The 13713-nt window shown below is 57.1% G+C and carries 12 protein-coding genes; all 12 read right to left on the bottom strand.

What is annotated here, in order from left to right; all coding sequences use genetic code 11:
- Window positions 1-24: 24 nt before the first annotated feature.
- Window positions 25-1203, bottom strand: coding sequence for a phospho-N-acetylmuramoyl-pentapeptide-transferase (gene mraY / locus IB213_RS06520; RefSeq protein WP_191723145.1), 1179 nt, complete (start codon window positions 1201-1203; stop codon window positions 25-27).
- On the bottom strand, window positions 1194-2591 hold the full coding sequence (murF, locus tag IB213_RS06515) for a UDP-N-acetylmuramoyl-tripeptide--D-alanyl-D-alanine ligase (protein ID WP_192405784.1): 1398 nt from the start codon (window positions 2589-2591) through the stop codon (window positions 1194-1196). Before murF ends, mraY begins: the two co-directional genes overlap by 10 nt.
- Window positions 2591-4090: a UDP-N-acetylmuramoyl-L-alanyl-D-glutamate--2,6-diaminopimelate ligase gene (locus IB213_RS06510; RefSeq protein WP_192405783.1), complete on the bottom strand. Its 1500-nt coding sequence runs from the start codon at window positions 4088-4090 to the stop codon at window positions 2591-2593. Before IB213_RS06510 ends, murF begins: the two co-directional genes overlap by 1 nt.
- On the bottom strand, window positions 4087-5829 hold the full coding sequence (locus IB213_RS06505; RefSeq protein ID WP_191723148.1) for a penicillin-binding protein 2: 1743 nt from the start codon (window positions 5827-5829) through the stop codon (window positions 4087-4089). The genes IB213_RS06510 and IB213_RS06505 overlap by 4 nt, the downstream gene beginning before the upstream one ends.
- The gene (gene ftsL / locus IB213_RS06500) at window positions 5826-6107 is read right to left on the bottom strand and encodes a cell division protein FtsL (protein WP_191723149.1); all 282 of its coding nucleotides are present in this window, start codon (window positions 6105-6107) and stop codon (window positions 5826-5828) included. Before ftsL ends, IB213_RS06505 begins: the two co-directional genes overlap by 4 nt.
- Before the next feature lie 37 nt (window positions 6108-6144).
- Window positions 6145-7071 (bottom strand): 16S rRNA (cytosine(1402)-N(4))-methyltransferase RsmH, encoded by a 927-nt coding sequence (gene rsmH / locus IB213_RS06495; protein WP_191723150.1) that lies wholly within the window; start codon window positions 7069-7071, stop codon window positions 6145-6147.
- A gap of 12 nt (window positions 7072-7083) precedes the next feature.
- A complete protein-coding gene (gene mraZ / locus IB213_RS06490) occupies window positions 7084-7512 on the bottom strand; it encodes a division/cell wall cluster transcriptional repressor MraZ (RefSeq protein WP_191723274.1) in 429 nt (142 codons plus the stop codon).
- 320 nt (window positions 7513-7832) lie between these two features.
- Window positions 7833-9152, bottom strand: a complete 1320-nt coding sequence (hslU, locus tag IB213_RS06485) for an ATP-dependent protease ATPase subunit HslU (protein ID WP_192405782.1) — start codon at window positions 9150-9152, stop codon at window positions 7833-7835.
- A 76-nt stretch (window positions 9153-9228) separates the two neighbouring features.
- On the bottom strand, window positions 9229-9774 hold the full coding sequence (gene hslV, locus IB213_RS06480) for an ATP-dependent protease subunit HslV (RefSeq protein ID WP_191723152.1): 546 nt from the start codon (window positions 9772-9774) through the stop codon (window positions 9229-9231).
- 62 nt (window positions 9775-9836) lie between these two features.
- A complete protein-coding gene (locus IB213_RS06475) occupies window positions 9837-11486 on the bottom strand; it encodes an STAS domain-containing protein (RefSeq protein ID WP_192405781.1) in 1650 nt (549 codons plus the stop codon).
- A gap of 39 nt (window positions 11487-11525) precedes the next feature.
- Window positions 11526-12239 carry an RNA polymerase-binding protein DksA gene (dksA, locus tag IB213_RS06470; protein WP_287918370.1) on the bottom strand — a complete coding sequence of 238 codons (714 nt, stop codon included), beginning with the start codon at window positions 12237-12239 and terminating at the stop codon, window positions 11526-11528.
- A 186-nt stretch (window positions 12240-12425) separates the two neighbouring features.
- Window positions 12426-13532, bottom strand: a complete 1107-nt coding sequence (locus IB213_RS06465; RefSeq protein ID WP_192405780.1) for a GTP-binding protein — start codon at window positions 13530-13532, stop codon at window positions 12426-12428.
- Window positions 13533-13713: the final 181 nt, after the last annotated feature.

Genomic DNA, 13713 nt, shown 5'->3' with positions numbered 1-13713 from the left:
GATAGTCTTGGGCGTGCATGGTGCTTACCTCAACTTCAGCGTTGTGAGGCCAATCAGGCACAGCAGCATGGTGATGATCCAGAAACGAATCACGACCTGCGTCTCTTTCCAGCCGCTCTTTTCAAAGTGGTGGTGCAGCGGTGCCATCTTGAGCAAGCGGCGGCCTTCACCGTAGCGTTTTTTGGTGTACTTGAACCACACCACCTGCAGCATCACCGAGACGGCTTCGGCCACAAAAATGCCGCCCATGATGGCCAGCACAATCTCCTGGCGCACGATCACGGCAATGGTGCCCAGCGCAGCGCCCAGGGCCAGCGCGCCCACGTCACCCATGAATATCTGGGCCGGATGTGCGTTGAACCACAGAAAAGCCAGACCCGCGCCCGCCATGGCACCGCAAAAGATCATCAGCTCGCCCGTGCCGGGAATGCTGGGAAAGTGCAGGTATTTGGCGTAATTGGCGTTGCCTGTCACGTAGGCAAAAATGCCCAGTGCAGTGCCCACCATGATCACGGGCATGATGGCCAGACCATCCAGACCATCGGTCAGGTTGACCGCATTGCTGGCACCGACAATGACCAGATAGGTCAAGATCACAAAGCCCAGCACGCCCAGTGGGTAGCTGATCTCCTTGAAGAAAGGCACTTGCAGCCCAGCCTGTGGCGGCAAATCCATCGAAAAGCCCGACTGCACCCACGTGACGAGCAGTTCAAACGAGCGGCTGTTGGAGTTTTCAGACACGCTGAAAACCAGGGCGATGGCTGCAATCAAGCCAATCACCGATTGCCAGAAATACTTCTCGCGCGAGCGCATGCCTTCCGGGTCTTTGTTGACCACCTTGCGCCAGTCATCCACCCAGCCAATCGCACCAAAGCCCAGCGTCACGATCAGCACAATCCAGACAAAGCGGTTGCTCAGGTCAAACCACAGCAAGGTCGAAACGGAGATGGCAAACAAAATCAGCACGCCCCCCATGGTGGGTGTGCCGCTTTTAACCAAATGGGTCTGCATGGCGTAGCTGCGCACGGGCTGCCCCATCTTCAGCGCAGTCAGCATGCGAATGGCTTTGGGGCCTACCCATAAACCAATGCCCAAAGCGGTCACCGCAGCCATGACCGCACGGAACGTGATGTACTGCACCACGCGCAAAAAACTGAAATCAGGCGACAAAGTCTGCAGCCACTCGGCCAAGATCAGCAGCATGTTGCGCCCTCCTTGCAAGCGCTTTCCAGCGCTTGCACCACTTGTTCCATCTTCATACTTCTCGAACCCTTGACCAGCACGCTGCCGGTCTGCCCCATACGGGCCTGCACCGCAGCAATCAGCGCGGCCATATCTTCAAAATGCGCAGCTCCATCACCAAATGCTGCAACCGCTTGCTTCATTTGAGGACCTAACGCGAGGAAACTTTCAATCCCAGCTTGCTGGGCACATGCGCCGGCTTCTGCATGAAAAGCAGGTCCCTGGTCACCCACCTCACCCATATCACCGAGCACCAGCAAACGCGGAGCGGGTAGCTCGGCCAGCACGGCAATGGCTGCCTGAACCGAGTCTGGATTTGCGTTATAGGTGTCGTCCACCACATCCACACGGCGGCCGGCACACACCACCGATGTCGAGCGAGAACGCCCCTTGACTGGCAAGAAAGCACTCAGCCCCTGGGCAATAGCAGCCAAAGGCACACCTGCTGCCAAGGCACAGGCCGTGGCCGCCAAGGCATTGCGCACGTTATGACGGCCTGCAATATGCAGCGCGCAGTCAAAGTTGCCTTGCGGTGTTTGCACCTGCACCTGCCATGCGCTGTGGGCCCAGCTGGCAGACAGCGCCGTAACATCCGCCGCGGCACCTCCAAAGGTCACCACCTTGCGCGAGCCAGCCAGTTCACGCCACAAGGGCGTGAACGCATCATCAGCCGGCAATACCGCCGTGCCATCGGCTGGCAGATGCGCAAAGACGCTGGCGTTCTCTTCGGCCACGGCCTGCACGGTGTGCATGAACTCCTGATGCTCACGCTGGGCGTTGTTCACCAGCGCCACGGTTGGTTGTGCCACACGTGCCAGCTCAGTGATTTCACCGGGATGGTTCATGCCCAGCTCCACCACCCCAAGGCGGTGCGCTGCAGTCATGCGAAACAGAGTCAAAGGCACGCCAATGGCATTGTTGAAATTGCCTTGCGTGGCCAATGCGGCATCGCCCGCCTGTTCGGACAAAATGCTGGCGATCATCTGAGTCACCGTAGTCTTGCCATTGCTGCCAGTCACTGCAATCAAGGGCAGCTGAAACTGGCTGCGCCAGCCTGCAGCCAAGGCACCCAGTGCTACCGTGGTATCTGGCACTTCAATACCCTCAAGGCCCAGAGCCTCTAGGCCGCCATGCGCAATCACCGCTGTCGCAGCGCCTTGCGCCTTCACCTGAGGCAAGAAGTCATGGGCATCCATGCGTTCGCCCTTGAGCGCCACAAACAAATCACCAGCCTGAAGCGTTCGGCTGTCGGTATGCACACGCAGCAAAGGCGTTGTGGCACACCCCACCAGCCGCGCTTGCGGTTGGAAGGTGCGAATCCACACCAGCGCCTGTTGCAAAGTCATCATCACTTGTTCTGTCCTTCTCGCTGGGCCAAAGCCTCACGGGCTTTGTCCATGTCCGAAAACGGGTGTTTCACACCCATGATTTCCTGGTAATCCTCGTGGCCCTTACCCGCCAGCAGCACTACGTCGCGGGCATCCGCCTTTGCAATCGCCTGCGCGATCGCCTGGCTGCGATCCACCTGCACATGCACGCCCTGCAGCTGCATGCCAGCAGTAATCTGGTTAACGATAGATTCGGGTTGCTCGCCACGCGGGTTGTCACTGGTGACCCACACCACACCTGCCTGACGCTGGGCCGCCTGCCCCATCAATGGCCGCTTGGTGGCATCGCGATTGCCACCACAACCAAACACGCAGTGCAGCTTGCCGCCACGCACTTGGGCCACCGGCTGCAAACCTTTGAGGGCTTGCTCCAAGGCGTCTGGCGTGTGGGCATAGTCCACCACCACCAGAGGCTGGTTTTGCAGCGCAATTTGCTGCATCCGCCCGGGCACAGGCTCTAGATCGCCGCAGATAGCCACCGCATCAGCCAGCGCAATACCCAGCGTACGCAACGTGGCCAGCACACCCAGCATATTGCTGACGTTGTACTGGCCGATCAGGCCGGTCTCCATCACATACGTTTGTGTGCCTTCTTGCACGTCAAACGCCAGACCACGCAAACCGTGGCGCACATTCAAGGCCCGCAGGCGGGCAGCGCCGTCGACTGCCACCGTCCAGACATCCAACTGGCCAGCAGCCTGCAGCTGCAGCGCTAAAGTCTGGCCGTAGCCATCATCGACATTGATCACCGCAGCCTTCAGCCCTGGCCACGCAAACAGCTTGGCCTTGGCCTGCCAGTAGGCATCCATGCTGCCGTGGTAGTCCAGGTGATCTTGGGTGAAGTTGGTAAAAATAGCGGTGTGAACGTCGACCCCGTCCAAGCGATGCTCTTCAATGCCAATCGAAGACGCTTCCAGGGCACAAGCCGCCAGGCCTTGCTGTACATAGCTGGCCAGCGCATATTGCAGGCGCACTGGGTCAGGGGTGGTCATTCCTGTCACCACCAGATCGGGCGGCACTCCGATGCCCAGCGTGCCCACCATGGCACACCCGTGGCGCGCCCCGCTTTGGTACTGCGCCAAAGCATGGGCCAGCCACCACGCTGTCGTTGTCTTGCCGTTGGTGCCTGTCACTGCCAGCACTTGCAGTGCCTTGGAAGGCAGGCCATACCACTGCGCAGCAATTTCAGCCGTTGCCGCCTTCAGACCTTGGTAGCTAGCCACCGGGCCATCCAGCTCAAAGGCATGGATGCCTTCATGCTCGACCAGGCAGGCAACAGCGCCGCGCTCAATCGCAGATGCCACGTGTTGCCGGCCATCCGTCACGCCGCCAGGCCAGGCAATAAAACCATCGCCTGGCTGCACTTGCCTGCTGTCTGTTTGCAGCTGGCCAGTCACTCGGGCACGCAACCAGGCCACAGCCTGCTGCAGGTCATTCAAAAATGCGGGCGCTCGGCTCATAGCGACTCCTCCACAGGATTCGCAACGATTTGGGGCTGCACCGCCATGTCAGGAGCCACACCCAAGAGGCGCAGACTTTGCTGCACAACCGTACTGAAGACGGGCGCCGCCACCGTACCGCCGTAGTAGGTGCCATTGCTGGGCTCATCGACCATCACAGCCACAATCACACGGGGGTTTTCAATAGGTGCCATGCCCGTGAACCAGGCCCGGTACTTGCCTGCAGCATAGTTTTTACCCACTTGTTTGCGGGCAGTACCCGATTTTCCACCCACGGAATACCCCACAGTCTGGGCACGCTGACCGGTGCCGCCTGGGCCTGTGGCCAGTGCCAGCATCTTGCGCACCTGCTCTGCGGTACGTTCAGAGAACACAGGTACGCCCACCGGAGGCCTGTCCAGCTTCAGCATGGTGGCCGGAATCACTTTTCCACCATTCGAGAACACCGTGTATGAGCGTGTCATCTGCAGCAAGCTGGCAGACAGGCCGTAGCCATAGGACATGGTGGCCTGCTCAACAGGACGCCAGGTTTTGTAGGCGCGCAAACGTCCACTTGCAGCCCCGGGGAATGCAATTTGCGGTTTTTGTCCAAAGCCGACGGCAGAGAATGTCTCCCACATTTCTTTTGCCGTTAACTGCTGCGAAATCTTGGTGGTTCCCACATTGCTGGACTTTTGAATCACACCTTCCACCGTCAGCAATCCATAATTTTTAGTGTCTGAAATGGTGGAACCCGTAACGTTGATGCGCCCGGGAGAAGTATCAATCTGCGTAGTTGGGCGAACCTTGCCACTTTCCAAAGCAATCCCGACGGTAATGGGTTTGATGGTGGAGCCTGGCTCAAACACATCCGTAATGGCGCGATTGCGCAGTTGCTCGCCCGTTAACCGCTTGCGGTTTGACGGGTTAAAGCTGGGGTAGTTGGCCAGCGCCAGCAACTCGCCCGTTTTGGCATCCATCACCACCACAGTGCCTCCCAGGGCCTTGTGCGCAATCACCTGGTCCTTGAGCTTTTGATAGGCAAAAAACTGAATTTTGCTGTCGATAGACAGTTGAATATCTCGGCCGTCAATGGGCGGAATTTCTTCTCCTACCCCCTCAACGACACGCCCCATCCGGTCCTTGATGACCCGGCGTGAGCCAATCTTTCCGGCCAGATCTTTTTCAAAGGCCAGCTCCATGCCTTCTTGGCCTTTGTCCTCGACATTGGTGAAGCCCACAATGTGCGCCGCAGCCTCGCCTTCAGGGTATTGGCGCTTGTATTCACGGGATTGATAAACCCCCTTGATACCCATCGCCTTGATTTTCTGCCCCACTTCCCAATCCAGCTGACGCTTGACCCAGACAAAGCTTTTGTCTTCCTCCAGCTTTTTCTTGAGCTGGTCCAAAGGCATATCCATCAACTTGGCCAGTTGCGGCAGCTTGGCCAGATCCTCTGGCGTATTCTTTTCAACGTCCTCAGGGATCGCCCAAATACTGGCTGCAGGCACGCTGGAAGCCAGAATCAAACCATTGCGATCGAGAATTCGGCCCCGGTTGGCCGAAAGCTCCAGCGTGCGTGCAAAACGCACTTCCCCCTGCCTCAAGAAGAAGTCGTTATCAATCACCTGTACCCAGGCAGCACGGCCTGCCAGACCCGTAAATGCAAACACGACGCAGGCCATGACAAACTTGCTGCGCCAGGCTGGCGTTTTGCTCGCAAGCAAGGGGCTGGAGGTGTAATTCACGCTGCGCCTCACTGTGCGCCTCCTGCTTGCTGCGAATCACGCACATAGTGCGTTATCGCCGGTGATGCGCCTTGCAGACCTTGCGCAACCGCCAGTGCCTCAATGCGGGCAGGAGTTGACTGCGCCCGCAGCTCTACCTGCAGACGCTGGTACTCTGTTTCCAGATTGCGGGACTCATTGGTGGCGCGGTGCAGCTCGGTGAACAGGCGGCGCGATTCGTACTGGGTTTGCACCAGATACAACGCACTGAGCATGACGGCGACCAGCAGCAAGAAGTTCAGGCGAAGCATGGCCCTCTCCTTGCGTGATGCAGCCGTGAGGGGGCTGTCATGCAGGCACCTCTGTACGCTGCGCCACACGCATTACGGCGCTGCGTGAACGGGGATTGCCTTCAACCTCTGCTTTACTGGGCTTGATACGCTCCAGCGCTTTCAAACGCATGGGCTTGGGTACCGCAAATGGAGTGCGGCGGTCGAACACCTCTTTGGAGTGTTCCGCAATAAATTGCTTGACGATGCGGTCTTCCAGCGAATGAAAGCTGATGACCACCAACCGCCCGCCAGGCTTGAGTACGCGCAAGCTGGCAAGCAGCGCCTCTTCCAGCTCCACCAGCTCAGCATTGATAAAAATACGCAGCGCTTGAAAAGTGCGTGTGGCGGGGTTCTGACCGTCACGCGTCTTCACCACCTTAGCCACCAGATCTGCCAAGTCGGTCGTGGTTTGCAAAGGGCCATGGGCCTCACGGTGTGCAACGATCGCTTTGGCAACCGGGTATGCAAGGCGCTCTTCACCGTAGTCGCGAATGACATCGGTAATTTGCTGCACCTCTGCTTCGGCCAGCCATTGGGCCACGCTTTGGCCACGCGTGGTGTCCATGCGCATGTCCAGCGGACCTTCGAAACGAAAGCTGAAGCCACGGTCTGCCTGGTCAATCTGCGGCGAGCTCACACCCAAGTCCATCAAGATACCGTCGGCACTGGCTTCTGGCAGCTCGCCGATATTGCGAAAACCTTCATGGCGGATAGAAAAACGGGCGTCTTCAATACGCCCGGCTTCTGCAATTGCCAATGGGTCTTTATCGAAGGCTATAAGCCGCCCCTGCGGGCTGAGCCGGGACAAAATCAAACGCGAGTGGCCGCCACGACCAAAGGTGCCATCCACATAGCAACCACTGGTCGCAGACGGCGAATCCCCCAGCAAGGCGTCCACGGCCTCGTTGAGTAAAACAGTTATGTGTTGGAGGGGCTGGTTCAACGCTCGCCCTTTTCAGAAAGCAAAATCTTGGAATACATCGGGCATGGGCGCCTGCATTGCCTGCGCCTCATGGGCTTCATAAGTGGCTTTGTCCCAAAGCTCAAAGTGATTGCCCATACCGAGCAGGATCACCTCTTTGTCCAAAGCAACAGCTTGACGCAACTCAGGGGCAACCAGTACACGACCAGTTCCATCCATATCGACGTCCATGGCGTTGCCAAGAAAAATGCGTTTCCACCATTGCGCAGACATGGGCAATTGACCGATTCGGTCACGGAACAGCAGCCATTCAGAGCGTGGGAACAACATGAGACACCCGTGTGGGTGCTTGGTGATAGTGACCTGACCTTGTGCTTGCGAAATCAGGGCGTCGCGATGCCGGGTCGGTATAGATAACCGCCCCTTTCCATCGAGATTCAGCGCTGAAGCCCCTTGAAACACGATCATTCACCCCGTTTGTTTGGCCCTTGAGCACCCTTTTCCGGGAGCTTGAGGCAATTTTCACCACTTAATTGCACTTTTTTGCACTGTAGCAGCAAATTCAAGGATCGCCACTAGCAGCCCCACGTCCGCAGGCAATGAAATCAATGACTTAGAAAGAATTAATGGATTAAAAAATCACAAAAAACACTTTGAAATCATTCACTTAACCGCTCATCGGGCGCGCGCATGCGTCCTACGTTCCATTTACGATCTTTATCAAAACAAATCCCCCTTGGCGGTGAAGCACCGCCAAGGGGGATGAAGTGGCTGATTTTGAGTTACAGAATGTATCTTGATAAATCTTCGTCCTGGCTGAGCAACTGCAAGCGCTCATCCACGTAGGTAGCATCAATCGTCACTGTTTGACCGGCCAGTTTGACCGCATCAAAGCTGACCTCATCCAGCAAGCGCTCCATCACCGTCGACAGACGACGCGCACCAATATTTTCCGTACGCTCATTCACCGTAAACGCAGTGTGTGCCAGACGTGTAATGCCGTCTGGAGTGAATTCCAGCTTCACGCCTTCCGTCTCCAGCAAGGCCTGATACTGCTTGACCAGCGACGCGTGGGTTTGCACCAAGATCGCCTCAAAGTCCTCCACCGACAGTGACTGCAGCTCCACACGGATCGGGAAGCGGCCCTGCAACTCCGGGATCAAATCGCTGGGCTTGGCCAGGTGGAATGCACCCGAGGCAATGAACAAGATATGGTCAGTTTTGACCATGCCGTACTTGGTGGACACGGTCGTGCCCTCCACCAAGGGCAGCAAGTCACGCTGCACACCTTGGCGCGACACGTCAGAGCCACTGGCCTCCTGGCGGGTGGCCACCTTATCAATTTCATCGATAAAGACAATGCCGTTTTGCTCGAGATTACTCAGTGCGCGGGTTTTGGTCTCTTCCTCGTTAACAAGCTTGGCGGCCTCTTCATCCACCACTTGCTTGAGTGCATCTTTGATTTTGAGCTTGCGGGTCTTGCGCCGCTCTTGCCCCATCTGGCTGAACATGCCGCGCAACTGCTCAGCCATCTCTTCCATGCCCTGGGGCCCCATGATTTCCAACTGAGGCTTGGCGTCCAGCAGCTCAATTTCAATCTCTTTATCGTCCAGTTGGCCTTCCCGCAACTTCTTGCGGAAAATCTGGCGTGTATTACTGCCTTCTGTTGCCACATCACCTGTGCGCGCTGGGGGCAGCAGTACATCCAAGATACGCTCTTCTGCTGCGTCTTCAGCCCGGATGCGCAGCTTTTTCACCTCGCTCTCGCGCGCTTGCTTGACCGCGATTTCTGCCAAGTCGCGGATGATGGAATCCACATCCTTGCCGACGTAGCCCACTTCAGTGAACTTGGTGGCTTCCACCTTGATGAAAGGCGCATCCGCCAGCCGCGCCAAGCGACGCGCAATCTCGGTCTTGCCGACACCTGTGGGGCCAATCATCAGGATGTTCTTGGGCGTTATTTCCTGGCGCAGTCCATCAGCCACCTGCTGGCGACGCCAGCGATTGCGCAGCGCAATCGCTACCGCACGCTTGGCACCGGCCTGGCCCACGATGTGGTTGTCCAACTCAGAAACGATTTCCTGGGGGGTCATGGAAGACATATTCAAATATCAATCAAATCAGCGTCTAGCACATACGCAAAAAGGGCTAGCAGCTATAAATTCTTAGAACGCAGACTTACAAAGTCTCAATGGTGTGGTTCATGTTCGTGTAGATGCACAGCTCGCCAGCGATCTCCAGCGACTTCTTCACGATCTGCTCAGCAGTCAAGTCGGTGTTGTTGAGCAGCGCCTTGGCTGCCGAGTGGGCATAGGCACCGCCAGAGCCAATGGCAACAATCCCCTGCTCGGGTTCGAGCACATCACCATTGCCCGTAATGATGAGCGAAGCGGTGTGATCAGACACTGCCAGCATGGCTTCCAGCTTGCGCAGCACGCGGTCGGTGCGCCATTCCTTGGTCAGCTCAATCGCTGCGCGAGTCAGGTGGCCCTGGTGCTTTTCCAGCTTGGCTTCAAAACGCTCGAACAGCGTGAATGCATCAGCAGTGGCGCCAGCAAAACCTGCCAGCACTTTGCCGTGGTAGAGCTTGCGCACCTTGCGTGCGGTGCCCTTGACCACAATGTGACCCAAGGTCACCTGTCCGTCGCCGCCAATAGCGACCTGAATGCCTTCGGGCGTCTCGCGACGCACGCTGATGATGGTTGTGCCGTGATACTGTTCCATAGCCTCAGCAGATGGGGTCTGCGCCTGTGAATGCAAGCGCACATTCTGCATTTTTTACCCCATCAAGCGAATGTTGCCTGCAGCGTCGCGTGCTCGTGAATGCCGATCACGTGAAAGAACGTTGCCACCAATTGATGCAACTGCGTAAATCGCAAGGCGTAACCTTGATTTTGCATATCAGCAGCCCAGTTCAAGATGCTGCCGGCCGCTACAAAATCCAGACGAATCAGGTTGCCACAAGCGATGTCCAGCACTTGCCCGCGCTTAGCCTGCGCCGCCAGTGCATTCAACCAGTCTTGAGGGTCACCCTCGATCACGCCAGCCAGACCTTTGCTTCTATCTGGCAGCAACGCTGGCTGCGCAGCGGCACCTTGCTGCTGCAGCATGGAATGCGCAGAAGCCTCTTGCAGCACGGAGATATCGGCCTCCCCCTCTTCCTGCACAAGGCAATAGGAAGCTGGCTCCATCCAGGGCGGTGGAGATACCTCATAGGTGACGCAATAGTCCAGCGCAACCTGCTCGTAGGCATCCATGCGATGCATCAAACGCAGCACCGCCAAGCGCAGCAGCCACCATGGCGCTGGGTTTGAATGGTCCTGGGCAAGGGTGTGCTGCTCCAGCACTTGCAGCAACCTGCACGCATCAGAGAACACGAACTGCCCGCGCCCATTGGCCCATTCATCCAGCAACCGGGTCAGCGCTGGCAAAGCCGCTTCATCGATGGATGCCAGGCGCGTCCAAGACATGCTCCAAGGCTGTGGAGCTTGTGCTTGCGCTGTGCGCAAGGCTGTGACAGCTCCAACGGTCAACATGGCAGGACTTCGCCATTGGAACTGGCGTTTCTGCACAGCCTGGCGTGAAGTGCCGTGCAAGGCAGGCTCACCAATGCGATCTGGAATGGATGCCCACAGGGGTGCAGAGCGGCCAAAATGCTCTGCATAGTCAATCGCCAGAGGCTCGAATGCGTCCTCATCGCCAATGGCGCGGCACAGATCCAGCACCGCATGCCAGATCACAGCGACTTTCTCTTCATCCACAGGCTGGGCACCGAGAGACTGCAGCAGTTGCTCCAGCAAACGCGTGCGGGCACCCTCCACATCCCCGTGGGCAAACAAAATCGCAGCCTCCTCCAAGTCCGGATGCGGTTTAAACGTGCGCATAGCTGCCACCATAGAGGCAGAAGCAACCGGCGGCGGTGCTGAACTTTTTGGTACAGGCTGCTTTGCAGGCTGCACAGCCGCTACAGATGGCTGCACTACGCTGTCTTCGCCCAATATGGGAAGGTCACTCAGTTGCCTGGAATTGAGCTTGTGATGGGTCAGAGGTTTGCCAACTTTGGCTGCCAGATGGGCTGGCGATCGCCACCACTGACCCGACATTTGCGCTTCGATGGCATCAATCTTTTGCAGCGTTGAGGTGCTGCGGGTCTCCTGGCCGAGCAAAGAAGACAGCGCATCTTCTGGGTGTGCCTGGGCGGCCACCGTATGGACATCTGTCTCATGCCGCTGACGCAGCAGACGCAGTTGTGCAAATTCTTTCTGGCGAATGGCTTCGTTGCGGCGCTTGCGAACCATCGCCTCTTGCAATACCTCACGGGCACTCAGACTGTCTGGGTCTGCAGTGCCTGCTGCACCGGTGGTGGCTGCGCTGCCACGCACCAAGTGCATCACCTTGTTCAAAAAACCGCCTGATTTTCCGCTGTCTGGCTGCATGTGCTGTATTTAAAGCCGTGCGTGAAGCACGGCCCTCCCTCAATCTCCGAACATTTTCTGTTTGAGCTCGCGGCGTTGCTGCGCTTCCAGCGACAAAGTGGCTGTGGGGCGTGCCAGCAAACGAGGGACACCGATTGGCTCTCCCGTCTCATCGCAGTAACCATAGTCACCTGCGTCGATTCGAGCAATCGATTGTTCGATTTTCTTGAGCAATTTGCGCTCACGGTCGCGTGTACGCAACTCCAGCGCATGCTCTTCTTCAATCGTGGCACGGTCTGCAGGGTCTGGCACGACCACGGTGTCTTCGCGCAGGTTTTCTGCAGTTTCACCCGCGTTTTGGTGCATGTCTTGCTTGAGCTTGACCAGCTTGGCGCGGAAATACGCCAGCTGCACATCGTTCATGTATTCGTCATCGGACATGGCCACGATTTCAGCGTCGGTCAGCTCTTCCAAAGGCTTGGTCTTCCAGTTGTTGGCAAGCTTGGGATCACGTTTGGTCACGAAGGAAGTAGGCGCAGAAGTAGTCGTTGGCATAGTTGTGTTGGAAACGGCCTTGGTAGCTGCAGCAGGGGCTACAGGGGCCTTGGTGGGTTCATGGGTTACTGCACGGGGCTTGCTGCCCGCAGTGGTTTTGGCAGCAGCAGTGCTGGGCTTGGCCGCAGTTTTCTTGGCTGCTGGCTTGCCTTTCTGCTCGACGGTGGTGGCAGCCACTTTGGCTGTGGCTTTTTTCTTGCTCGTTTCGACTGCTGTCACTTCCTGTCTCCTCACAGTACTAGCACGGCCCAATCGGTTCACCCTCACGGCATGAAACTACCGGGTTCTTGTCAGGGGCGCGATTGTATCTATCAGATGCGACCTAGCCCCTAAAGTTGTACATAACGCACAAACTTACCCGGTTAAACCAGTATCAATGCGAAACATTGACCAGGTTCAACCTATTCAAACTAGGCACTGATCCAGACCCTGGCGCAGGATGTCTTGCGGCAGGTCAATGCCGATGAATACCATCTTGCTCTGGCGCTTTTCATCGCCCGCCCATTCTGGGCCCAGATCGCTGCCCATCAACTGGTGCACGCCCTGAAAAATCACCTTGCGGTTGGTGCCATGCATGTTAAGCACACCTTTATAGCGCAGCATCTTAGGGCCATAAATATTGACGATGGCACCCAGAAAGTCTTCCAGCTTGGCAGGGTCAAAAGCTTTGTCAGCACGGTAGACAAAGCTCTTGACGTCATCGTCATGGTGGTGATGGTGTGCATGGGTGCAGTGCTCGCCATGCGCATGCTCGTGCCCACAGTCAGGACCATGCTCGTGGTGCTCATGCTCATGTGCATGGTCGTGATCGCAGTGACCGTGGTCATGGTCACACGCGCTGTGGTCGTGGTCGTCTTCCTTGAGAAAATCAGGATCGATGTCCAGCTTGGCATTCAGATTGAAGCCACGCAGGTCAAATACCTCGTTCAGAGGCACATCACCAAAATGCACAGCCTTGATGGGGGCACGTGGGTTCATGTGCTTGAGGCGGTGGATCAGCGCGTCCTTGTCAGCCTCTGTCACCAAATCGGTTTTGGACAGGAAGATCTGGTCTGCAAAACCCACCTGCCGACGCGCTTCCTGGCGGTCATCCAGCTGTTTGTTGGCATGCTTGGCGTCCACCAGCGTCAAGATCGAGTCGATGAGATAGGTCTCGGCAATCTCGTCGTCCATGAAGAAGGTTTGCGCCACGGGGCCGGGGTCGGCCAGACCGGTGGTTTCGATCACGATGCGGTCAAACTCCACCAAGCCCTTGCGGCGTTTGGCGGCCAGCATTTGAAGGGCTTCACGCAGGTCCTCGCGAATGGTGCAGCAAATGCAGCCATTGCTCATCTGCAGAATTTGCTCCGTCGATTCAGTGCGCAGAATGTCGGTATCGATGTTTTCTTCACCAAACTCGTTCTCGATCACGGCAATCTTCATGCCGTGCGACTCGCTGAGCACACGCTTGAGCAGCGTGGTCTTGCCCGCACCTAAAAAGCCGGTGAGGATGCTGACGGGGATGAGTGCCATAGAAATACAACCTTGTCGCAATGCGCAGGCTGCGGTGAACACAGCCTGCTTAACAGTCAAACATTGGCGCCCAGCAGCCAGTGGCTGCACGCCAGAGGCGGCAAGTGTAGCCATGCCATGAAGCACCTGACCGCACCAGGGCTAGACACGTTGAATATGCCACATATGTTTTTTGTCTTCA

Source organism: Comamonas sp. CMM02 (assembly GCF_014851485.1).
Lineage (GTDB): Bacteria > Pseudomonadota > Gammaproteobacteria > Burkholderiales > Burkholderiaceae_C > Comamonas > Comamonas avium.
Note: the sequence above shows the minus strand (reverse complement) of the source record. Positions and strands in the feature narration are given on the sequence as shown.